Here is a 24,291-nt window from a genome sequence, read left to right as displayed (position 1 = left end):
ACCTCACTGAGTTGTTTCTAGTGAGTTTCTTCTGTCATTTGTTTTTTTAATATTGGTATATTTTTAAAAGGACCAAATCTTAACTATAAAGCTACAAAACAACGGAAATACTAAATCCACGAAAGTGGAGGTGTGGGCATTGAAAACTATTATTATATTTCTAAGTATTGTTTTATGTTGGCTTATTGGAGGATGCAGTCCCTTTTCTAATCAATCTAAGCTTAACTTCAATACCCCGAGACCGTCCACTCAAAGCTCTGTGAAGCCGGATAAAGAGGTTAATGAGGTTGATGAGGTTAACGAAGGAAGTCAGGTAATTCCTCAGGGGACAAAAGTAGATAATGATCTGGATTTAAGTAATATCCCTGTAAGTGAAGCCTCCCGCAAAATTAACGATTGGGCGAAGGACAAGCTGGAAGAATCTCGTGTCCTGTTGTACAATGAAACGGAGATTCCCATCACTTTAAAGGAGTTGGGATTTGAAGTTGATGTTGAAAAAACTCTGGAAAACGCCCAACAACGTCAAAATCAACCACAAAGTCAATCTCAAAATCAAAATAACGTTAACGTTATACCAAGTGTTCTAAAAGCTAATCCTGAATTGGCTGCTAAGGTTCTGAAAGAAAAATTCAAGAAATTTAATCAACCAGCAAAAGATGCAACCTTTAAAATTCAAAATGATAAAGTTGTCATCACTCCTGCGCAGAAGGGCAGAAAAGTTGAGGTAGATCAACTAATAAATAACCTTCAGAATAGTTCTCTTTCTGAAGTGCCCTCAAAAATTAAGGCTCCGTTGGTTGAAGTTCCAGCGAAAGTTACGACTGAATCCATCGAGTCTTTGTCGGGTTCTGTCCTTGGCGAATTTAGTACAAAGTTTGCCGTCGGAGAAACCAATCGTTCAGCTAACTTAACTGCGGCCGCTAAGGCTTTAGACGGCAAAGTAATCAATCCTGGGGCTGTGTTTTCTTTTAATAATGCAGTAGGACCAAGGGAGCCTCAAACGGGATATAAAGAAGCCTATGTTATTATTAATGGCGAGTATGTTAAGGGGACGGGAGGGGGCGTATGCCAAGTTTCCTCAACCCTCTACAATGCAGTTCTCCTCAGTAATTTTGAGGTCGTTGAACGAAAACACCATGATGTAGCAGTGTCATATATTCCGGCGGGCCAGGACGCTACCGTCAATTACCCCAACATCGATTTTAAATTTAGGAATAATACAGGCAGCTTGGCTTATATGCGAACTGAGGTTAAGCCAGGGGTACTGACGATTAAGCTTTATGGGAAAAAGACAGGAAAGACCGTTCGTCTTGAACGACAAATCGTAAAAGTTAGGAACTATAAAACGATACGTCGTTATGATTCTAAATTACCGAGAGGCAGAGTAAAGGTAGACCAAATTGGTACCAAAGGAATAGTTGTCAATGTGTGGAAAGTAATCCAGGATGAAAAAGGCCATGTGACAAAGCAGTTTTTAGGCCGAGATTCTTATGAACCGGCCAATCGCATCTTGCTGATCGGTACATAAGCTTACCTGGGGCTTTCGGGGAAAGAGAGTGTGGAAATGTGTCCGGAAAGAAAAAGAGTAAGGATTTACGTGCGGGAATAGCTTTATTTTTACTCGCAGGGAGCATCATATTGTTGTCGTGGTGGTCTTGGGCTACTAAACCTTACTCTTCAACAGGGAACAGCGTTACAATTACTATCACTTCAGGAACAACAACGGATCAATTAGCTACTGAATTAGAACAGCGTCATCTTATTCGTAGTGCCAATTTGTTTCGTTGGTTAGTGCGAATGCAGAAGACAAATTTTAAAATGTTTGCTGGGGATTATATGCTATCACCTACTATGACACCAGCTGAAATTATCGAGCGGTTAATCAAAAGGGAAGAGGTTTCCAATTCCATTAGGATAACTATTCCCGAAGGTTATTCCACGGAGCAGATTATTGATGTCCTCGTCCAGAAAGGCCTCGGCAGTAAAGAAGACTATACAAAGGTTGTCGCGGAAGATTCTTTCCCCTATTCTTTTCTTAAAGGGACTCCGGCAGGAATTCACCGTTTAGAAGGTTTTCTTTCCCCGAACACCTATTTCATCGATCCCAAAGCGAGTCCTCACGCTGTGATTGATATATTTCTGCAGCAATTTGCCAAGGAAATGACACCTGAGGTTCAAACTCGGCTGAGCAGTACAAAGCTTACGGTACTTCAGTGGGTAACCCTAGCTTCTTTGATAGAAAAAGAGGCAGCAAAGGAAACAGATCGCCCGCTGATCGCTTCGGTAATAATGAATCGCTTGAAGCGCAACATGCCTCTTCAGGTTGATGCTACGATTCAATTTTTATTGGATACGCCCAAAGCAAAACTCCATAACAAGGATCTTCAGATACCTTCACCGTATAATACCTATCTTCACCGCGGCTTACCTCCGGGGCCGATTGCCAACCCCGGAGATGCTTCTTTGCAAGCGGCTTTGTATCCCGCTCAAACGGATTATTTATATTATGTGGCGAAAAAAGACGGATATCATGTCTTTGCCAAGACCTATGCAGAACATCTTAAAAATATTAAATTGTATCAGTAAGCGAGGCTATTTACGAACCATTAATTTCTTAATAGCCCGATCGAGACCATCGAGAGTTAATTCATACATGGGGAAGATTTCTTGGACCATCTTTATGCTTTGATATCCGTGACCCCGTTCCCAATAGGCCGTAGGTATTGGGTTAAGCCACACATGATAGGGAAACTTTTGCGATAATCGTTTCAGCCAGGTTATTCCCGGCTCTGTATTTCCGATATCCCAAAAAATGTTGCCGTCGCTCATTAGCAGTTCACTCGGCGCCATGGCCGCATCTCCAATAAGGAGAACTTTGTAGTCAGAGTGGAGGGATTGCAGGATATCTTCTGTTTTAATTGCTTTCCGGGGATTACAGGACGCATCAAGATAGAGAAGATCATAGATGCAATTATGGAAGTAATAGAACTTTAAATCTTTAAAATGCGATGATCTATGGACCGCCGAGAAAAGTTGGCTGCAGATTCTGGCATAGGGGACCATGGAGCCGCCTGCATCCATAAGGACAATGACTTTGACGGCATTTTTACGGGGCCTTGTCCAGATAATTTTCAATTGCCCGGCATTTTTACAGGTTTCGTCAATGGTAGCGTCTAGATCGAGTTGGTCCTTGGTTCCCTCCAGACGGGTGCTAAACTGACGCAGACCGCGCAGTGCCAGCTCAAATTGACGAACACCTAAGGTTTCGTCTCGGCGGTATTCCTTATAATTTCGTTCAGCAGCCACTTTTACGGCGGATTGGCCGTGAGACTTTCCACCAATTCTTACGCCTCCCGGATGGAAGCCGGAGTGGCCGAAAGGTGATGTGCCGCCTGTCCCGATCCAGGTATTTCCCCCATGATGAGGCCCGTCTTGTATGCGCAGACGTTCTTCGAGAGCTGCTCGTAAGCTTTCCCAATCCGGTAAGCCTAGTTTTTTTAGGAGTTCATTCCGTTCCTCTTCAGAAAAGAGTTTTTCCGGAAGAGGATTGGCGAGCCATTGGGAAACTTGTTCAGACAATTGTTCCGGGGTTTCGATCCCTTGAAAATATCTCTGAAACGCCAGATCATATTGGTCAAAGTGACTTTCGCTTTTAACTAGTATTGCCCGGGCCAAGTAGTAGAATCCGGAGAGACTGGAATTAGCTAAGCCGATACTGAGAGCTTCCATTAAGGTCATCCACTCGGTTAGGGAAACGGGAATGCCTTCTTGCCGTAATTGATAAAAAAAGTTCGTAAACATAGCTTACCAACCACGCTTTGAGGTGCGAGTCGGATTTTCCATACCGCGCGTATGTAATTGGCGCAGGGTCAGGTCAAAGTCCTGATTCTTTTTAAGCAAAGCTCCTAAAAAAGGAAGCTCTTGGGAGATCGCTTCCGGCGCAATCCCACCGATGGTCAAAGCCTGAACCCAATCTAAAAGTTCGCTGGTGCTGGGCTTTTTCTGTATTCCTGAAATACTGCGTACCCAGTAGAAGGTCTTTAAAGCTTCTGCCAGCAGCTGGCCTTCCAGCTCTGGACAATGAACCTTGACAATTTCCGTCATCATTTCCGGATCAGGAAAATCAATATAATGAAAAATGCAGCGCCGTAAAAAAGCGTCCGGAAGCTCTTTCTCGGCATTGCTCGTGATAATAACAATCGGCCTCTGTACGGCGGTTATGGTTTCTCCGGTTTCCGGTATATAGAAATTCATAACATCCAATTCCCAAAGCAAGTCGTTAGGAAATTCTAAGTCAGCCTTGTCAATCTCATCAATTAACAGCACAACCCGTTCCTTGGCTTTAAAAGCCTCACCCAGCTTGCCTAATTTAATGTACCGTTTGATCTCGGAAACATTCTGTCCTCCAAATTGACTGTCATATAAATGTTGAACGGTGTCATAGACATAAAGACCATCTTGTGCTTTGGTGGTGGATTTAATATTCCAAATAATTAGGGGGAGACCAAGGGAACGGGCAATGCTTTCAGCAAGCATAGTTTTTCCTGTACCCGGTTCTCCTTTGATTAAGAGCGGTCTTTTTAAAGCAACGGAGATGTTAACACTATTTTGCAGATCCTTCGAAACAATATAGTCTTCGGTTCCTTGAAAGATATACTGATCGGTCATTTCCGAACTATCCTCCTCTCATGGTAAGGTAATGATATAATAATACCACTTATTTCCTTAAGAAAGGATAGCCTGGAGTAAAAATAGTGGAAATTACTTGATATCGATTGGAGCAGTTGCTATACATGGCCTTAAAGACGACAAAAACGCTAATTTAAGGTATAGTAATTAGGAATACTATAGATTATTCTTGAAGCGAAATTCTTGGGAAAAGTTAAGGGGAAAAAACATGAAAAAACCTGAATTATTAGCACCTGCGGGAGATTGGGAAAAACTCAAGTATGCCTTGGCTTATGGTGCGGATGCAGTTTATATGGGAGGGCCATCGTTTGGCCTGAGAGCATATGCAGGGAATTTTAATCTGGATGAATTAGAACGGGCAGTTATATGGACCCATAAGCTCCAGAAAAAGATCTATATAACTGTCAATATTTTTGCCCACGAAGCAGATTTTGAAGAGCTCCCCGCCTATCTGAAGCGTTTAGAAGCCTTAGGCGCAGACGGAGCCATTATTTCCGATCCGGGTATTATTGCTTTAGCTCAAGATGTAGCACCTTCTTTGCCGCTGCATTTAAGTACCCAGGCAAACAACACAAATTCTTATTCAATACGGTTCTGGCTGAACCAGGGCATCGAAAGGGTTGTTCTGGCCCGGGAATTATCGCTGGAAGAGCTGCGGGAAATACGTACCAAGGTAGAAGGCGGTTTAGAGGTGTTTATCCACGGTGCCATGTGTATGTCTTATTCCGGCCGTTGTTTGCTGAGTAACTATTTAACCGGAAGGGATGCCAATCGAGGCGAATGTACCCAACCCTGCCGTTGGGGATATGCCTTGGTGGAAGAGAAACGGCCGGGAGAAGTGTTTCCGATTGAAGAGGATGAACGGGGAACCTATGTCTTTAACTCTCATGATTTATGCTTGCTGTCTCATTTGCCCTTAATAAAACCTCTTAATTTAGACAGTTATAAAATTGAAGGCCGGATGAAAAGTGTCCATTATGTTGCCAGTACCGTCAAAGTCTATCGAGAAGCTATCGACACCCTTTGGGAGGATGGGGAATCATCATTTCAAGGGAAATTGGCACAGTGGCTTGAAGAAATGGACAAAGTCAGTCATCGAGATTATTCACCAGGCTTTTTATTTGGAAAGCCGGGGGCGAAATCTCATAATTTAGAAACGTCTCAGTATGTGCGGGATTATGATTTCGTCGGGGTAGGCTTAAGTGAGGAAGAAGGTGAGAATTTGCCCACGATTGCAGATCAAGGCGCATCCTGGGTTGAGCAGCGGAACAATTTTAAATGTGGAGAGGTCTTAGAAGTCTTGACTCCTCAAGGTAATCCCTGGTCGTTTCAAATACGGGAGATGTGGGATATGGATGGGGAACCTCTAGAGGTGGCACGTCATGCCCAACAGAAGATAAAAATCAGGACACCGCAGAAAATCCTGCCTTACAGTGTCTTGCGGCGGGCGAAGAGCGATAAGAAGTAAGTAAGTAAGTAAGTAAGTAAGTAAGTAAGTAAGTAAGTAAGTGGCAATCTCTTAGTCTTATACACTCACCTGCTTCAGCTTTAAGGTATACCATAGAGTTAAATGATTAAGGAGAAGAATGAATGAATTCTCATGATTCGGAGTCTTTGAGCCGCTTGCCTGCGGATGTCGATGTAGTCGTTAGAGCGCGCATGGAGAGAAAAGAAATGCAAATGCTCGATAAACTTGTTGAAGGATTAGGGCATTTAGGCGTTGTTACCACAACGAACAAAGCTTTGGGAGAAGTCATGATTCAATCAACGAAACATTGTTGGCCGGATTTGAAAAGAGCCATCGAAGAGATGCCCTTTGAGATAGAGTTTTTAGAACCATAAGATCGGAGATGAGTATATGAAGTTATCGGAGCACGCCGAAAACAAATATTTAGATAATGGTGTTATCGTAAAAGCGCGCCTGGATCGATCCGAAATTCAAATGCTATGTAAGCTCGTTGAAGGTTTAGGACACTTGGGGATTGTGACAACGACAAATAAAGAGTTGGGAGAAGTCATGCTTCAAACAACGAAGGATTGTTGGCCTGAACTAAAAAAAGTGGTAGAAAAGATGCCGATAGAGGTTCAGTTTCTCTGAAAACATATTCCTCTCTAGATACGATTTTTATCAGACGATCTTAGTTTAAGAAATTATGTGATTAGCATTTGCGTTAAATTTGAATTATAATTTCAGGCTTATTTCACTCTGCTGGAGGAGAACCTAAGCGTCTTTATAGATACTGCAGAGATATGGGAGTGTCGCAAAACTACTATCTAAAGTAGCAAGCGCTCTCCCCTATTTTTTTACCTTGAAAAAGTATTCATTGGTGGATGAAAATGCTCAATCTCTATTTTATTCTCAAATGTTTGTCGTCAACTTCATTAAGGTGCCCGCTGCCAGAAAAAGCCTTATCGTCTTGCTTACCGTATTTATTGATCATGCCATGAAACACGATTGATAGCCATCATTTTGTAATCTTTATCAAAAGTTCATATAAGGGGCACCTCCGTGGTTTTGTTTTATCACACGTTCTATGTGTCCATAAAATCGCGGTAAGGTCATCATTTGGTTATTATTTGAATTGACAATTGACAAACGGAAACAATTCAGTTAATCTTGAAACATAGTCAATAGGTCTTTAGGACTATTTTGATTCGATTTTAGCAAAAAAATCTCGAAAAAGGAGATATTTTGTTTAATCATTGAGAAATAAGGGGCATAAACGCATAATGTTTTTTTGGAGCATAAATCATTTCTTTATGGTCAAATACAATATTCTTTTTTTAGTTTGTTGTCTCTCTCTAAGTGTCTTGATTGTAATTTTGCTTTGGCTTATACGAAAAGTTGGGAGTATCTCTTGGGAGTTAAATATTAACAGAACCATATTAAATGGCATTACTATTGAAAGTAGTATAGAAAAGCATCTTAATGAATATCTGGAATTATTGTTCCCGATAATTGAATCGCGGGGTTACTTTTTTTATTTATATGATACTAAATCTGAAAATTATCTTCTGAGGGTTAGCCGCCAAGTTGATAAGAGCACGGGTAAAATAGCTCCTAGTTATAGTGGTTTAATTCCTTATAATAGGGAAGTTTATAATCCTCCATTGTGGTTGCCTAGAACAAATAGTGCTGAAGGTCCGTTGATTATTAAAGATGGTGGAGTCCCTTTGCTTCATTTGATGATCAGAGAAGGGGAGGGACTAATTAGAATTGGACCTGTGCGATCGGCTATTGGTAAAACGAGGCTAAAGAAACTCGAAAAAATAGCGAGAGTCCTTCAACCCTCGTTAGCTGTACTCTTATCTATTGAGAAGCAAAAATTCGACACAAAACTAATTGTAACAACTGCTAAGGCAATTAATGGTCTTGCAAAGTCAGTTTTTGACATAAATAGTTTATTCAACACGCTAATATCTCTCAGCGCTAAAATGATTGATGCCGAAGCATGTTGTTTCTTGCTTAAACAGGACAATAATTTCGTTGTTTCAGTTATTTCCGGATTTAAAAAGGAGGTCGAGACTCAATTAAAATGTAATCAACAAGGTTTGCACGAATTATTCAACATAGTAAAGGATGTTGAAAGTTGTCAGATATTACCTAGCACATATGATTTTCAAAAAATACCTACTTGCTTCTCGACAAGCTCGAATCAGTTAGTAACATTAATTAGAATTGACAATTTTCTTCTTAAAGGAGTAATTGCGTTTTGGCATAATCAAGATTCGACTTTTGGACAACACCAAATTTCAATTGTTAAAGATCTTATTTTACGTATTGGAGAATTATTCGACAGTAAAAGAGATTCCGGGGAATTTGTTAATGCTTACAGCGAAGTTTTAAGTATATTAATAGAAGCTAATGATAATTTGGAACCATTTACCGTTGGACATTCGAATTTAATTGCAAATTATTCTGTGGCCATTGCCCGAGAATTAAAGCTTCCCCAAGATGAAATACCAAATATTAAATTGGCAGCGTACTTTCACGACATTGGAATGATAGGGCTTTCAAATAATATTTTATTTAAAAGGGGCAAATACTCTAAAATTGAATTTGAAACTATGAAACTGCATGCAGAAATTGGTGCTTCAATAGGTGAGTCTGCATTTGCTAATACAAATGTCCCTTTATATATTCGACATCATCATGAGAGATGGGATGGATTTGGTTACCCTGATGGCCTTAGTGGAGAAGAAATACCTTTGGGTTCGAGGATCATAGCTGTTGCAGATATGTTTAATGCCAAATTAGGAGGCCGAAAATATCGCGAACCGGTTACCTTCGAGCAAGCAATAAAGGATATGATTTCTTCTGCGGGTACACAACTCGATCCCAAGGTAGTACAAGCACTTGTAGAGTGGTTTAAGAACAAACAAACTGACCATAAACGTATAGGCAGATCTTTAGGCCCCTGTTGGTTAATGCGCTGCAGCCCAGCTTCTATTTGTAAAGAATGTAATGCGTTTAATAGACGTGATAAAAATTGTTGGGAATTTAAAGATGTTAATTGTTCTAGTCATGGCAATAATTGTACAACGTGTTTTGTACGTACCGAAACTATTTATAGATCCAACGAACCGCAATTTTGTATTTAAACTAATTAACATAGTTAATGAGGTACTGTTATGAAAATATAATACGGTAATGAATTGGAGGGATATAGTGAATAAGAAGGCGAGATTTACTTTAGCGAATAATTACGCTCTCTACTATGGAAGAGGTAAAGTAAATCAACTCACACAATTTGATATAGCCATTGTTGAACCTACTGCTCATTCCTATAGCTCTTTATTGAAAATGAAATCTTTTGATACGTTAACATTAGCATACCTTAGTGTAATGGAAGTGTCACTTTGGAGTGAAGATCTTATGAGATTAGGCTTCGGTGATATGCTTCATATAGATGGTAAGCCCTACATAAGTCAAGAATTTGGAAATTATTGGATAGATTTACGTTCGTCACGATGGAAAAGGTTATTGTTGGACAAAGTAGAATACCTTTTAGTTGACCAGAGATATGACGGCATTTTCCTTGATACAGTTGGTAATGTCGAATCGGATCACTTTTCCGATAAAATGAAAACAGAGTTAGTCTCAGCCGCAACTTCGATTCTGCGTAAAATTAGAAAAAAGTTCCCTAGTTGTTTATTGATTCAAAACTGTGGCTTGGAAATATTGTTTAAAAAAACCGCCAAATACCTAGATGGAATATGTTGGGAAAACCCGCCTTTTCATCTGCCCACCAGCCGAGATTGGATATCTCAAGTAATGGACTTACTTATTAAAGAAAAACAAAAACATAATTTAAAAGTTTTTATACTAGTAGAAGAAAAAAACCCATGTGCAAATTATTTTGATATTGTTAAAAAAATGGCTTTTGACAATCAATTTTTGGTTTATTTCGCTTCGTCCTTCTATAATACTGATGTATTGGAAGCTAGATAAAAATGCCACACGAAAATTGTTTTTTGGAGTATAACTGAACATTAAACGTTTTCGATGTAATCGAAAGGTCAAAACTTAGTTAAGGTAGGTGATCTTCCGAGATGACAAATGGGAAAATTAAAGTGATGTTAACAACGGAAGGAACCTTTCCTTTTCATCAAGGTGGAGTAAGTACTTGGAGTAACGTCTTAGTTCAAGGATTGCCTTCCGTTGACTATGTGGTTTACAGCATAATCATGAATCCTTATGTTACACAAAAGTTTACTTTGCCTGCAAATGCAACATTAATTAAAGTGCCTTTGTGGGGAACAGAAGACCCAAGCGAACATTTAACCACTCCATTTTCAAAGACATATTTAGCTAAAAAACGAACCGACCCTGGTATTATTAACTCACAATTTCTTCCGTTGTTTAAAGAAATGATCCGGGAGATCCTTAGCATAGAAAAAAATCCAATTAGTTTTGCGAACATACTTTATGATATGTACAGATACTTTAAACAATATGATTACAAAAATAGCTTTAAAGATGAGGTAGTTTGGTCCGTTTTTAAAGAAACTATTTTTCAATTTTCCGTTAACTCTTATTACAAACTTCCAGAGCCAAGCGTTTTTGATATTATCCAAAGTTTAGGTTGGATATATCGCTTTTTTACAATCTTAAATACACCTTTACCACGTGTTGATATAACTCATTCCGCTGCCGCTGCATTCTGTGGGATCCCGGCAGTGCTTGCTAAACTAGAATACAAAACCCCCTTTCTGCTGACAGAACATGGAGTTTACTTGAGAGAGCAATATTTAAATATTAATAGATCTGGTTATACGGCGTATCTTAAAACATTTTTAATTAGATTCGTACACTCGATTACGTCACTAAATTATTTCATGGCAGATCAGGTCTCACCAGTTTGTCAATACAATACCCGTTGGGAAAGACGTTTTGGCGTTGATGCGTCAAAAATTAAAGTTATTTACAATGGTGTTGATAAGGATGTTTTTGCTCCATCTCGGCAGCGGAATATTAGTCCTCATCCAACAGTAGTTTCAGTGGCAAGAATTGATCCTGTAAAAGATATAATAACATTGATTAAAGCAGCTTCTTCGGTCAGGGAACAGTTCCCTGAGGTGCGTTTTATAGTTTATGGATCAGTAACGGTTCCAGAGTATTATGAAGAATGTTTATCTATTCGCAAACAGCTAGGTTTAAATGAGACATTTATTTTTGCTGGTCACTCAGATAACGTTCCTTCAGTGTTAGCAGATGGGGATGTTATTGCTCTAACAAGTATTACGGAAGCTTTTCCCTATGCTGTAGTTGAAGCGATGATGGCGGGCAAACCACTTGTTGCAACTGAAGTTGGAGGCGTGAAAGAAGCTATTGCCGATTGTGGTATTGTGGTTACCCCGAGGCATTATGATCAAATGGCAAAATCTATTATTACTTTATTAAAAAATCCCGAATTACGTCAAAAATTAGGCGATGAAGCTCGAAAACGTGCATTAGACCTTTTTACAATTGAACGCTCACTAAGACTTTATAGTGTTTCCTATTACAAATTAATCAATACTTTTGGACAGCCACAAATTTTTATTTTACAACTTCAACGGCAGAAACTGCTTTCTGATAAAGGGTATGCCTTACTTGAACTAGGTTATTGGAATGAGGCAATAATTCAGTTTAAAAATGCCATAGAAGCCTATTTGGATTCTAATGCCGTGCCTGTATTGATGATGGAGATTGCGTATGCCTATAATGAGCTTGGGGATTATGAGAGCGCACTTATATTCTTGAAAAAGGCTAAAAATCTAAATGGAAAATATTCTCAGGAAAAAGCGCTAAAAACACGATTGGCAAGGCAAAGAATTCTTGTTGATAAAGGATATGCTTTACTTGAATTAGGTTACTGGAGAGATGCTATTGATCAGTTTGAAAAAGCGATAAATATTCACTCGAATTCTTCCGCGGTCCCTTTATTATTATTAGAAATTTCACATGCATATAATGAGCTTGGAGAACTGGATCGTGCTCGAGATGTCTTAGCTAAAGTACAGATTTTAGCAGAACAAACCGGTGTACAGACGCTAACAAAAACATCTTGAAGGTAGGTGATTCACGTGACTTTGAGTTTTAGACGTTCTATTAAGGGCTATGATCCGAAATCTGTCGAAAGTGAAATTTCTAACATTATACGAGAATTTCAGCAAGAATTAGATAGGCTAAATCAGGAATTATTGCTGAAAACTCAACAGATAGAGTCATTAAAAGCAGATATCCAAAAGATTAATAAAGACTTAAATCCTAAGGTGGCCAAAGAAAAGGAAATATCTCAGCGCCTATTAGATTCTCTTCTGAAAGGTGCTGAGAAAGTTATGATTAGTATTAAGAATGCAGAGAAAAAAGAAACTGAATTGAGTGAAAAGGTAAATCAACGAAAGAGGGAGCTGCTTAGGCTTCAAAATACTACAGGAAAAATGAACAATGACTTTCTTACAACAGCTAGCCGATATGGGTCTATCTTAAATTGGGGAAAAGAAGGTGAGATTCATGTCAAAGATTAAAGGTAAATTGTGGGGCTATTCAAAAAGTGAAGTGGAGGATTATCTAACTAACATAAAAACGAATCAAGAAATTGAGTTGGAAAAATTGCGAAAAAAAATTGATGTTAGTGATAATGAAATTAAGTCCTTACGAGATGAATTACAAAAATTAATTGACAGTGAGGCAAAAGTCCCTAAGCAGACTCTTTTAGAATTTGCTATTACTAGAGTGGATAGGTTATTCGAATACATTTATCAAGATGTTGAAATAGATCTTTTGGAAATTCAAAAAATTTCTGATCAGAAAATTGAAATTTTAAAAAATAACCTAATAGACATTGAAAATGAAATAAATAAAGAGAAAGAAATTATTGAAAGAAATTTGAAGAATATAGTAGAAACTGTTCGTAAACAAGAAAAGTCGAAAAATATTAACGTGGATGTCTTGAAAAATATTGGGAAAGTATTACCAATAGCTGATTGGTTGAAAAATAATAAAGAAGAAGAACTTGTTCATTCTCAAGAATTTTGGGGAGATAACGATACTAATACGGAAAAAGCTATTAATAAAATGACTTCTGATGGGACAACAGTCAATTTGGGGGTAGTGAATGAAGATGATAATACTAACCAAGTTGATGATTTTGTTAATAAAATAAATAACAACTTTTGGGATTTTGACTTAAAAAACGATCAAAATGAAACGATTACTAAGGAAATAGCGGTAACTGATGAAGTTGAAAATTATGCCAATTCAAGCAAACAGACGTCACAGGAAGTACGCGATGAAATCACATCTGTCCGTGATAAATATATCCTTGGGAAAGTTGTAGGTGAAGATATTACAGATAAAAATGGGAAGATAATAATTCGGAAGAACGAATCCATTACTGAAAGTGTTATGCATCTAGCTAAAAATGAAGGAAAACTCACTGAACTAATAATTCATATGGAATTACCAGGGCAGGGCGATTAAAGATGCAATTACTTGAAAAAAATTCAACAAAGTTTAATGAATTAGTTGAACAAGTTTTAGAGGTGACAAAGAATCCAACCGATATGTATGAAGTCGCCGCAGTTTTAGAATCCATTGGCTGGAATGATGCAATGGTAAATGATGAATTCGGAGCGAATGATATTTTCAAAATTGCTGAAGATATATGGTCTGTAACTCAAAATGAACTTTTAACGCTTCCAATAAATCATGCAGAAAAGCTTGATTATGTACACTATTTCTTTGGAATTCTTCGTAGTTTTATTAGAGGGACAATTTTTGCTTTACCAATGGCTGTTTCTGTGGTTGCCATGCTAACTCTTCGTTTTTCCTTATGGTCTTATGAATATTTATCTTTAGAAAATGCAACGAGTATTTCTATTGGAACGATACTTAGCTTTATGGTGGTTGGGGGCTTTACGCAAGCAATTGCCCGTCGCGGATTTATGTATTTGGGGCTCGGTTATTATGATATTGCAAGAAAATCCACATATTATTTTGTTAAACTTGGTTACATAATGTGCGTTATAACTGCAATTATTTATCTTTTTATCAATTCTATCTTTTCTATTTACCCAATGAGCATGATATTAATAACAATTTTATACTTATTATTCCTCTCGGGAATATGGCTTTCGGTAACTGTATTATATATTTTACAAAAAGAGTTGATTTTTACAGGATTAATAACTGCTGGTATAGGAATTGTCTTTATACTATTTCGATTAGTTTGTTTGAATATTATTTTATCTCAGGTAATTGCTTTAAGCATAGTATCACTGGCAAGTATTATCATGGCCCATTATATTTTTATTAGAGCGGAGAGAAAAATGGAGAAGGGAATAGCTCCAACTATGCCTCGACGTTCGATTACTTTTTATACCAGTCTACCTTACTTTGCATACGGCTTCTTATATTTTACTTTCTTAAACATTGATCGAATTATTGCTTGGTCTACGAACAATATTTATATGCCATATTTTGTTTGGTTTCGTGGAGAATATGAATTAGGTCTTGATTTTGCTCTTATAGTTTTAATATTGCCGATGGGCTTGGTGGAAGTTGTAGTTAATGAATTAATATCGAACCTCTTAGCACATCAAAAAAACACACAGGCAATTGATTATGAGAAATTGAACCAAATGTATCGTTCTTTCTTTATAAAAAGATATAGTCTTGTTTCAATTTTTTGTGTAATTAATGCTCTTATACTGTTTCTGGTTCTGGTCTATGTTACCAATTTGCACATCGTAACGTTTGATTTTTTATCAAATCCAACTATTTTATTTACATTCATCTGGGCTGTTATTTCATATTCCTTGTTAGCTTTATCGCTAATGAATTCACTCATATTGTTTTGTCTAGCCCAACCTACTATGGTATCTTATTCGATGCTGATCGCCTTATTGGTTGATATGATTGTTGGTTTCTTGCTAAGCCGCTGGATTGCTTATAGCTGGGCGGTACTGGGTTTATTTGCTGGTTCAGTAGTTTTTGCCATCTTGACGACTAAGAAAGTGTTTAAGGTTTTTGAAAATCTCGATTATTATCTATATGCTGCCTTATAAAGGGGGGAGGTGATTGGATGCTGCAATTATTTCACAAGGTATTAGTCTAATTCGATGGGGATTGGCCTTTATAATGATGTATGTTATGTTTCCGATTATTATTTTTCCTGCTGAGGGAAATGGAATGCTTGAGCGAATCTTTTTTAGATATATCCAAATGGTTTCGCTTACTTTGGTTATTGTATATTTATTAGTATCACTTAAATTATACGAAAGCCTATCATTCCTTATGGTAATAATTATCTTTACGATTTTTTTGAGAGTACCCAGAGACTATAGAAAAAATGGTTTTCAAGAAGTAAGATATGTTATTTTATCCAGAGTGTTTGATTACCTAGATGGTACATTTAAACCACTGGTTGATCGACAGATGCTAAGTAGAAAGATAAGTGAGGCAAAAAATGAACTTTATAGGACGTTATGTTCGGTCAACCTATTTCAATATGTTCTTCTTTTGATCATTCTTATCGCATCAGGATATTTACGGTTTTATGATACGTTACAGCATGCAGCGCCAGCTATGTCCGATTCTTATGTAACATTAGCTTGGTCAAAATACATCGATGAAAACATGTTATTTCATGATGGAATCTACCCACAAGGATTCTATATTTATCTATCGATATTACACAAATTTGCTGCGATTGATCCCCTTTATGTTATGAAATATACGGGTCCACTTAACAACGGGATCATAACCACTATAGGCATTTATTTATTCGTTCGAGGAGTAACTGGCGATGGATTAGCTGGTCTAGTAAGTGCCTTTGTTTATGGAGTCTTGGGAGGAGTTTTACCAGCGGGCTGGGATAGACAGGGAGCATCATTATCACAAGAATTTGGTAGTGTTTTTTTATTCCCAACATTTATGTTTGCACTAGCTTATTTCCAGACTCGTAGAAAGAGTTATTTATGGACCGTAGTAGCGGCTCTTATAGCTTTAGGTTTAATTCATACGTTGATTCTAGCGTATGTATGGCTGGGTCTTCTCTGTATGGCATTTGCCAATTTGCTCTGTGAATTTAGAAAAAGTTTGAAGCTCGTTGCGGGCTTGGTTATTGGCGGGATTGCATCTGGATTTTTGGCTGGACTGCAGGTTTTAATTGGGTGGTTTGAAGGAAAAGGGTTCCACAGCACCTCTCTTGAGTTTTTAACTCAGGCTACGCAGACCAAGGTTCCAATCCCCTCTCTGACATACATTGACAAATTAGCAATCGTTGGTTTTGTTGCATTTTTTCTTATAACACTTGTCAAAAGTAGAGATACTTTTAATCGAGTGTCTTCACTTTTTCTTTTATTCTTATCGGGATCTTCCTTAGTGCTATACCTTATTATTGGACCAATGTCTGGTAGTGAATTGCTTTCAGTCAGGTCAAGCGTAATGTGGGCCTTAGTAGAACCTATAGGGGTTGGACTTATTGTTGCTGCAGTATTACGGATACTTTATTCTTTAGGCCCAAAATTAATCATAACGATTATTATGACCATAACAGTAATTTGTTTTTTCGCATGGGGAGTAATTTATTATAAACCATCACCTGCTCAGCCATATAAAATGCAGTACGATATGGAAATTAACGAATATCTGAGGATTTCCAAGGAGTTTGCCCCTGCTGAATGGACATTAGTGGGTAGTGAAGATGAGTATGACCTAGCTTTAGGCAGGGGATGGGATATTTATATTGGGGATTTTCTTAAATGGTATAACCCAGAAAGTGCTAAATTAGTTAAGACTGATGGAGGTAAATACGAACCTTTAGTTGCTAAGGATCTATTTATTTTTTTACAGAAGAAACTCTTTAGGGTTGAAGGCGAAGCAATGAAACCTATACTACTTCAAAGGGAAAAGAATTATCTAGCTCTTGAAAAATGGATTGAGAAATATTCTAAAGTTCATAACAATTGTGATATTTACTATGAAGATAATTACATTGTTATCTATCATATCCATGATCTTAAAGCTGATTAAAATTGATCGGCAGCATGAGGATTATACTTTGCAGTTTCATAAATAATGACATCGAATTTATACAGATTAATATAAGAAAAGGACGAGGGAATGTTTAATTGGAAATTGTAATCAGGGCACAATTTCTGGGGTTTACACGTTGGTTCTTTACTTTTATGACGATTTCAATTATATTACCTATATTTTTCTTCCCTGATATAGATGACAGTTTTTTAGCAAAGATATTTACACGTTATATCTTTATGGTAGCGATATTAATTTCATTAGGTTATCTTTTGCTGCTATTAAAGTTATATGAGGCTATTTCACTAATTTTAACATTATTAATATTTGTTGTTTTCTTAAGGTTGCCTAAAAACTACAGAATAAATGCTTTAGTGGAGATGAAATCTCGGATACTCATTCATCTTTACGATTTCTTAGACGGTATACCCAATACAACTGATTTTATTCGCCATTTCGTTTTGGATTTAAGAAAGAAAGTTGCAAATAACCTTGAAAAAATAACTGGTATAGATGTTGCAAACAGTTTCTTGCTATTATTTGTTCTGGGATATACAAGTTATTTAACATTTTCTGATACTTTACAGCATGCAGCCCCTGCGATGACAGATTATGTTACATTGGCTCGGATGAAGTATATTGATCAAAGTATGTTTGTACATGGAATAAGTCCGCAGGGTTTTGAAATTTTTCTCTCAATTTTGCATAAGTTTGCTGGTTGCGATGCTCTTTATATTTTGAAATATACTGGTCCACTAAATGGAGTTCTAGCGACTTTATCAATGTATTTTTTTATGGAAAAAGTTACAGGCAAAAAATTGTCCGGAATTCTTAGCGCTTTTGTTTTTGGAGTTTTGGGCAGCGCCCTATCCCCTGACTGGCAAAGTCAAGGATCAACAAATTCGTTAGTGTTTGGGATCATTTTTCTATTTCTGTCTTGGTATTTTGCTATTTCCTTTATGAAAACTCATGAAAAGCGGTACTTGTGGACAGTCGCCGCGGCCATGTTAATAAACGGATATGTCAATACATATATTTATATTCTTTCGTGGAGCATGTTTTTATTTTTGATTTTATCATATTTAATATTTGATGCTGGTAATTCCAGACTAGCTTCGAGAGATTTATTTTTAGTATCTTTTGGATCTGGGATAGTAACACTATTGCAAATTATAGTTTCGTTGCTCCTTGGTAAAAAGTCAGACGTTAAGGCAGCTGATTTACTTACTTTTAATTTAATTCCTAGTATAAAAAAATTTGGAATTATTGACGAGATTGCAATTCTTGGTTTTATATTATTTCTGCTGGTTGCAATATTACAAAACAAAGAAATTCATGAAAGAATTGTTGCTTTTGTTCTATTTATATTAGGCATATCATCCCTATTGTTGTATCGATATATCGGAATAAATATAGATAATTTGAATTTAACATTTGTATTTGGGGTTTTTTGGACGTTATTAGCGTCAATAGGTGTTGGACTTTTGCTAGGATTAATCCAGGATAATTTTGAGAAATACACTCCGATTCATATCCTGGAATACTGTATTTGCTTCATGGCCATGGTTACTATAATACTTTTTAGCAGGCCTTCCCTACCACAGCCTTTTAAGATACAGTACGATCAAGAAATTAACCAATATCTACGGATATGTGATGAGTATTGCAATTCGGAATGGGTTATGGTTTCTGAAGAGGAAGGCTACTATATCGCTTTGGGAAAGGGAGGGTATATTAACATAAGTAATTTTTTAAATCTATATGATCCTAGAACACTGACTTTTAGAAAGGAGGTTAATCAAGAAGAACCGTTCGTATCGGATTACTTTATCTTTGTGCAAAAGAAATTATTTAGCAATGGTATGTATATCAATGAGGCACTTTATAAAGAGCGGCTTAAAAACTATGAAGCAATTGAAAAATGGATTGAAACATATAGAACAGCCCATCAAAACTTAAGCATTTATTATAAAGATGATTTTATAGAGGTATATCACATTAGTCTGAGTAGAACATCTGAGGATAACTTTAGAAGAATTTGGGGTTTCTGAGCTTTTTGTAACTTGTTTTTAATAGAAAAGTTAAACTAGTATTTTACTCCCAAAACTTGTTGCTTTATTTTATAGTATTTTGTGAAAATGTTTATTTGAGGGGTTGAATTATAAGATGCATCGAAAACTTTTAGCTGTTTTATTGATCCTGTTCCTATCGTTGCAATTGTTGGTGCAATACAAAATTGCGTACGCATCTGGTGTTAATTATCTTGGTAATTATGATCAATCAACAAATTTTGGGGTAGCGAATGATTTTAATGTTTTTATTTTAGAGGATGCGATCAAAAATGGGGCTGATTCTGAAGGAAGAATTGCCATCGGCGGAAATGCAACCTTAGGTAATTTTACGGTAGGATCGCAGCTGAATAATCCAACAGAAGCAGATATCCTCGTAGGAGGAAATTTTACATTAAATGGAAATTTAATAAATCAAAGCGGAAATACTGTTTACGGAGATGGACTTCAAACCAATGGATACAATATCTGGCAAAATAGGAAGGGTACTTCGGTTATCTGTTCAAAAGTTATTGATTTCGACCAAGCAAAAAGTTATTTGAATGATTTGTCTGGGAAATGTGCCCAACTTCCTGATAATAGCTGTAGCCACAATGTTGCTCCCTGGGGCGAATTAGATTTAACAGGAGACAACAAGACATTAAATGTTTTTACTTTTGACGGAACAAATGTATTTGGCAGTGGGAAAAGCCTGAAGGACTTGGAAATACATATAAACGTGCCTAATAATTCAACAATTCTTATGAATGTAAGTGGAGATAATTTAGGTTTTAAAAACAATAGTATGTTTATTAATGGCAGCGAACCTAATGGAAAAGTATGGGGTAATGAGAAATTGGTATGGAATTTCTATGAAGCCACAAAACTTACTGGTTATACAGTTCATGGCTCTATACTTGCTCCAAAAGCTACGTGGATATCCAGCGGGTGTGGTAATGTTCAAGGAAGGTTTATTGTAAAAGAATTATTGGCAGATAATTCAAACGGATGGGAATTTCATGATATCCCTTTTACTGGATGCTTACCTACGTCTTCGCCAGTTAATAGTAATCCGATTGCCGAAAATGATGCGGAGACAACGCCAGAAAATACCGCAATAACTATAAATGTTTTAGGAAATGATCGGGACCCCGATAACGATCCCCTCACAGTAACGGATGTAACGCAGGGAAGTCATGGCAGTGTAAGCATAAACCCAGACAACACGGTCAAATACACACCAGAAACAAACTATGAAGGAACCGACAGTTTCACCTATACGATAGGTGATGGAAAAGGCGGAACAGCAACGGCAACAGTCACGGTTACGGTAACTAGCACGAATAGTCCAGGGCAGGGTTGTAATGACAATCCCCCCCCTAATCCTTCTGATCCGAGATTTGCTGCAACTAATTATTCAATTGTTAATTACGTCGGAACAAGTATAGGTGGATTTAATGGCGACGAGGGTTCTTCAGATCCAAAAACTTTTTCCCCGGCTACTAGCGGTGAGGTCTATGGACCTCGAGGTCTCTCAGTTGATAGTAATGAAACACTTTATATTGCAGATGAAAAAAATGGGAGTATTAGAAAAGTAGTATTTTCAAATGGAAGTACAAACATGTCAACCATAACGGGGAATGGAAAAGATAACGGGTATACACCTACTGATTACCAAGGATCTGCTCACGGGCAGGGAATGTATGAACCGATGGATGTAGCAGTAAGTCCGTGTGGTAAATATATTTACTTTCTTGATACAGATAATCATATAATACGGATGATTGATGAATCAGGTAATTTAAGAACCATTGCAGGAGTTTTAGAACCTGGTTCTTCGGGTAGTTACTCAGATGGTGGAGGAAATCCATTAAAAGCAAAATTCAATACACCCCAGGGTATTGCTATTGATAAAAAGGGGAATTTATACATTGCTGATACCCAAAACGACATTATTAGAAGAATTTCAAGTGATTGGACTAATATTATAACGATTGCTGGACAGGCGGGAATAGGCGGCTTTTCGGGAGATGGAGGCCCTGCCAAAGAAGCTACTTTAAATAATCCCATTGGTTTGGCCTTTGACAGCGTGGGTAATCTGTATGTTGCTGATACATTTAACCACAGGATACGAAAAATTGATTTAAATACTGGAATAATAACAACAGTAGCTGGAGGGGGTAAATTGCCAACTAATAGTACAACTGCAGAAGGAATTGGTGACGACAGTAGTGCTGTCGAGGCATCTCTATTTTATCCTTATGATGTTGCTATTGATGAAGCAGATAATTTATATATAGCTGATTCAAGTAATCAGAGGATAAGAAAGGTTATGCATTCAACGGGTGAAATAATTACCATTGCTGGTGATGGTTATCTAGGAAATAGCAGTGATATGGCAGATGCAACATCAGCTAGGCTTAATTGGCCTAAAGGCGTTGCTGTTGACAGAAATGGTAACGTTTATATATCCGATACCTTAAACAATGTTATAAAACGGCTTATTCCAAAACTGTGATTGATATTGTGGGTGAAATTATATCGAGATTATTAAGATTAATTAATGAGTTGCAAGAGGTTTAATCAACTTTGCAACTCATTATGTCTAATTTGTCGTTTTATATTATCGAAGTTTATCTCTTCAAGGTCTTTTAGCATTAACAAAAATATACCACAATAGAAAAAAACTGGTTAAATTTAAAAGGATTTCTAGAAATTCTGTCGAAATGTTATTACATCTATTTCATATCCACTTGAATTTAAGGAAACCCTGTTCTGAAACTGGAGGCTTGATGTTGGATAAGATTTTGGTAATCATCCCGTCATGGAATGAAGCGCGAGGAATTGCTAATGTAATAATGGAAATAAAACAATTCCTACCTCAATCAGAGATATTAGTAATTGATGATGGATCCACCGACAATACATATTCAGTTGCTTTGAATGCGGGCGCAAAAGTAGTTTCTTTGCCCTTGAATTTAGGGATTGGAGGTGCAATGCAAACAGGGTTTTTATATGCAAAATGTCGTGATTTTAAAGTAGCAATACAAGTTGATGGAGATGGTCAACATGACCCGAGCCAGATACCTTTATTATTAAAACAACTTGAAACCTCTGATCTAGTAATAGGATCTCGATATATAGACAAAGATGGGTTTATATCAAGTCGAGCACGTCGTATGGGCACGAATATCTTCAAATTTATGCTTAAATTTCTAACTGGTAAGGTGTTTACCGATCCTACTTCGGGCTTTCGTGCTATAAACTCTAAAGTAATTAATGAGTTTGCTAATAATTATCCTACGGATTTTCCAGAGGTTGAAGTAATTACACAGTTAAATCGAAGAGGGTTTAAGATTAATGAAGTTCCAGTAAAAATGCGCGAAAGAAAATATGGTCATTCTTCAATAACATTAATTAAATCAATCTGGTATATGATTAAAGTAGGTACAGTTCTGTTAATTGGTGAGTCAAAGGGTAGGGTGAAGCAAATTTGATTTACAATTTCTCATTAAGTTTTGGGATTATTTTTGCATTTGTGACCATATTGGCGGTTAGAAAGCATAAACTTCATTTTTTTTATGCTTTTTTATGGCTAATTCTAGTTGCTATCATAATTTTTATTCCTTTGACAGTGAAGTTTTGGGATAGATTTGCCCATATTATGGGGATAGATTATGGACCTTCTTTTATTTTCTTATGTGCTATTCTGTTTTTAATCATTTATATATACTATCTTACCATTACAATAACAAAAATAACTGATCGAACTACAAGATTAACACAAGAAATTGGTTTGCTTAAGCTTTACATAAAAGAAGATAAAACTTACTTAGATCAATAGGTATTAGCATTTGCCATACGAGCTGTAACTTTCGAATATCTTTGGATTAGCAACATTAATAGTTTATTCTATTCATTTAAGGAGGTTTACCTTACTCTGGGAGGTTTGTTATGAGAATATTGATCACGGGAGGAGCTGGCTACATCGGAAGTCATACTTGTGTAGAACTCTTAAATAGCGGATACGAGATAGTAATTATAGATAATTTTAGTAACTCTAAGCCAGAGGTACTCAATCGAATACAACAAATTACTAATAAAAACTTTAAATTTTATCACATAGATCTTTTAGATAAATTAGCTTTAGAAAACGTTTTTGACGATAACCAGATTGATGCAGTCATACATTTTGCTGGGCTTAAGGTTTTGAGAGAATCCATACAATTTCCACTCAAATACTATCATAATAATGTTTGTGGTACGTTAACTCTTTGTGAAGTCATGGATAATTACAAAGTAAAACGACTAGTCTTTAGTTCATCAGCCACCGTTTATGGAATCCCGAAAAAGGTCCCTATTGAAGAAGATTCTCCTTTATCAGGCACAAACCCTTACGGGTATAGCAAAGTTATAATCGAGAATGTTCTGAGCGATCTCTACAGGTCTGATAACGAATGGAGCATCGCCTTACTTCGATATTTTAATCCAATTGGGGCGCATCCAACTGGGCTCATTGGAGAAGACCCAAATGGTGTCCCTAATAACCTTATGCCCTATCTCGTTAGAGTAGCTGCAGGAAGGCTAGAAACACTAAGCGTGTTCGGTAATGATTATCCTACAAAGGACGGAACAGGTATCCGCGATTACATTCATGTGATGGATCTTAGCCAAGGGCATTTAAAAGCTCTTCAAAAAATTATGACCGACCCAGGAGTACACGTTTATAACTTAGGGACTGGTAATGGGTATAGTGTTTTAGAAGTAGTTCAAACCTTTGAAAAGGTAACAGGACAAAAGGTAAATTACAAACTGGCTCCCCGTCGTTCTGGTGATATTGCGGAATGTTATGCTGATGCGCATAAAGCAAAAACTGAATTAGGATGGACTCCTAGCCGAGGACTTAGAGAAATGTGTATTGATTCTTGGAGATTCCTGTTAAACTCAAGTTTAAAATCTTAATCGACATAGTAATATTACGCGTTTAATCATTGGTTTTTCCTTATATTATTTAGTGGAAAAGCACAA

20 protein-coding genes are annotated in these 24,291 nt (G+C 37.0%); 18 read left to right on the top strand and 2 right to left on the bottom strand.

All coding sequences use genetic code 11. From position 1 onward, the window contains the following. Positions 1 to 139 precede the first annotated feature (139 nt). Both DEAC_RS08980 and mltG read left to right on the top strand, forming a co-directional pair. Entirely contained in the window at positions 140 to 1,528 is a 1,389-nt protein-coding gene (locus DEAC_RS08980; RefSeq protein ID WP_047809691.1) for a VanW family protein, read from the top strand. Positions 1,529 to 1,566: 38 nt separating this feature from the next. Then, the gene (gene mltG, locus DEAC_RS08975; RefSeq protein WP_047809690.1) at positions 1,567 to 2,586 is read left to right on the top strand and encodes an endolytic transglycosylase MltG; all 1,020 of its coding nucleotides are present in this window, start codon (positions 1,567 to 1,569) and stop codon (positions 2,584 to 2,586) included. Positions 2,587 to 2,592: 6 nt separating this feature from the next. On the opposite strand, the gene DEAC_RS08970 is transcribed toward mltG, so the two are convergent. After that, positions 2,593 to 3,801: a vWA domain-containing protein gene (locus DEAC_RS08970; protein ID WP_047809689.1), complete on the bottom strand. Its 1,209-nt coding sequence runs from the start codon at positions 3,799 to 3,801 to the stop codon at positions 2,593 to 2,595. A 3-nt stretch (positions 3,802 to 3,804) separates the two neighbouring features. Continuing rightward, positions 3,805 to 4,668, bottom strand: a complete 864-nt coding sequence (locus DEAC_RS08965; RefSeq protein ID WP_047809688.1) for an AAA family ATPase — start codon at positions 4,666 to 4,668, stop codon at positions 3,805 to 3,807. Between the two features lie 229 nt (positions 4,669 to 4,897). Between DEAC_RS08965 and DEAC_RS08960 the strand changes: the two genes are divergently transcribed. The 16 genes from DEAC_RS08960 to galE all read left to right on the top strand — a co-directional run bounded on the left by DEAC_RS08960 (position 4,898) and on the right by galE (position 24,225). After that, the gene (locus tag DEAC_RS08960; RefSeq protein ID WP_047809687.1) at positions 4,898 to 6,157 is read left to right on the top strand and encodes a peptidase U32 family protein; all 1,260 of its coding nucleotides are present in this window, start codon (positions 4,898 to 4,900) and stop codon (positions 6,155 to 6,157) included. A gap of 122 nt (positions 6,158 to 6,279) precedes the next feature. After that, the gene (locus DEAC_RS08955) at positions 6,280 to 6,531 is read left to right on the top strand and encodes a DUF4911 domain-containing protein (protein WP_047809686.1); all 252 of its coding nucleotides are present in this window, start codon (positions 6,280 to 6,282) and stop codon (positions 6,529 to 6,531) included. A 16-nt stretch (positions 6,532 to 6,547) separates the two neighbouring features. Beyond that, on the top strand, positions 6,548 to 6,787 hold the full coding sequence (locus DEAC_RS08950; RefSeq protein WP_047809685.1) for a DUF4911 domain-containing protein: 240 nt from the start codon (positions 6,548 to 6,550) through the stop codon (positions 6,785 to 6,787). 211 nt (positions 6,788 to 6,998) lie between these two features. After that, entirely contained in the window at positions 6,999 to 7,148 is a 150-nt protein-coding gene (locus DEAC_RS23520) for a hypothetical protein (RefSeq protein ID WP_161796434.1), read from the top strand. 271 nt (positions 7,149 to 7,419) lie between these two features. Continuing rightward, a complete protein-coding gene (locus DEAC_RS22175) occupies positions 7,420 to 9,291 on the top strand; it encodes an HD-GYP domain-containing protein (protein ID WP_053006352.1) in 1,872 nt (623 codons plus the stop codon). A 67-nt stretch (positions 9,292 to 9,358) separates the two neighbouring features. Next, positions 9,359 to 10,141, top strand: a complete 783-nt coding sequence (locus DEAC_RS08940; protein ID WP_047809684.1) for an endo alpha-1,4 polygalactosaminidase — start codon at positions 9,359 to 9,361, stop codon at positions 10,139 to 10,141. A 101-nt stretch (positions 10,142 to 10,242) separates the two neighbouring features. Continuing rightward, complete coding sequence (gene pelF, locus DEAC_RS08935; RefSeq protein WP_053006351.1) at positions 10,243 to 12,243, top strand: GT4 family glycosyltransferase PelF; 2,001 nt, start codon at positions 10,243 to 10,245, stop codon at positions 12,241 to 12,243. A 15-nt stretch (positions 12,244 to 12,258) separates the two neighbouring features. Beyond that, positions 12,259 to 12,702 carry a coiled-coil domain-containing protein gene (locus tag DEAC_RS08930; RefSeq protein ID WP_047809683.1) on the top strand — a complete coding sequence of 148 codons (444 nt, stop codon included), beginning with the start codon at positions 12,259 to 12,261 and terminating at the stop codon, positions 12,700 to 12,702. Beyond that, the gene (locus DEAC_RS08925; RefSeq protein ID WP_047809682.1) at positions 12,689 to 13,657 is read left to right on the top strand and encodes a hypothetical protein; all 969 of its coding nucleotides are present in this window, start codon (positions 12,689 to 12,691) and stop codon (positions 13,655 to 13,657) included. Before DEAC_RS08930 ends, DEAC_RS08925 begins: the two co-directional genes overlap by 14 nt. 2 nt (positions 13,658 to 13,659) lie before the next feature. Then, on the top strand, positions 13,660 to 15,243 hold the full coding sequence (locus DEAC_RS08920) for a hypothetical protein (protein WP_047809681.1): 1,584 nt from the start codon (positions 13,660 to 13,662) through the stop codon (positions 15,241 to 15,243). 13 nt (positions 15,244 to 15,256) lie between these two features. After that, a complete protein-coding gene (locus tag DEAC_RS08915) occupies positions 15,257 to 17,212 on the top strand; it encodes a hypothetical protein (RefSeq protein WP_047809680.1) in 1,956 nt (651 codons plus the stop codon). A 98-nt stretch (positions 17,213 to 17,310) separates the two neighbouring features. Beyond that, entirely contained in the window at positions 17,311 to 19,266 is a 1,956-nt protein-coding gene (locus DEAC_RS08910) for a hypothetical protein (protein WP_047809679.1), read from the top strand. A gap of 115 nt (positions 19,267 to 19,381) precedes the next feature. Then, positions 19,382 to 21,781 carry a choice-of-anchor A family protein gene (locus DEAC_RS22170; RefSeq protein WP_053006350.1) on the top strand — a complete coding sequence of 800 codons (2,400 nt, stop codon included), beginning with the start codon at positions 19,382 to 19,384 and terminating at the stop codon, positions 21,779 to 21,781. 277 nt (positions 21,782 to 22,058) lie between these two features. Then, positions 22,059 to 22,760, top strand: coding sequence for a glycosyltransferase family 2 protein (locus tag DEAC_RS08900; RefSeq protein WP_242847111.1), 702 nt, complete (start codon positions 22,059 to 22,061; stop codon positions 22,758 to 22,760). Next, positions 22,757 to 23,107 carry a DUF2304 domain-containing protein gene (locus DEAC_RS08895; protein WP_047809677.1) on the top strand — a complete coding sequence of 117 codons (351 nt, stop codon included), beginning with the start codon at positions 22,757 to 22,759 and terminating at the stop codon, positions 23,105 to 23,107. The genes DEAC_RS08900 and DEAC_RS08895 overlap by 4 nt, the downstream gene beginning before the upstream one ends. Positions 23,108 to 23,217: 110 nt before the next feature. Continuing rightward, the gene (galE, locus tag DEAC_RS08890; protein WP_047809676.1) at positions 23,218 to 24,225 is read left to right on the top strand and encodes a UDP-glucose 4-epimerase GalE; all 1,008 of its coding nucleotides are present in this window, start codon (positions 23,218 to 23,220) and stop codon (positions 24,223 to 24,225) included. Positions 24,226 to 24,291: the final 66 nt, after the last annotated feature.

The sequence above is a fragment of the Desulfosporosinus acididurans genome (assembly GCF_001029285.1).
Taxonomy (GTDB): Bacteria; Bacillota; Desulfitobacteriia; order Desulfitobacteriales; family Desulfitobacteriaceae; genus Desulfosporosinus; species Desulfosporosinus acididurans.
This window is presented reverse-complemented; position numbering and strand designations above follow the sequence as displayed.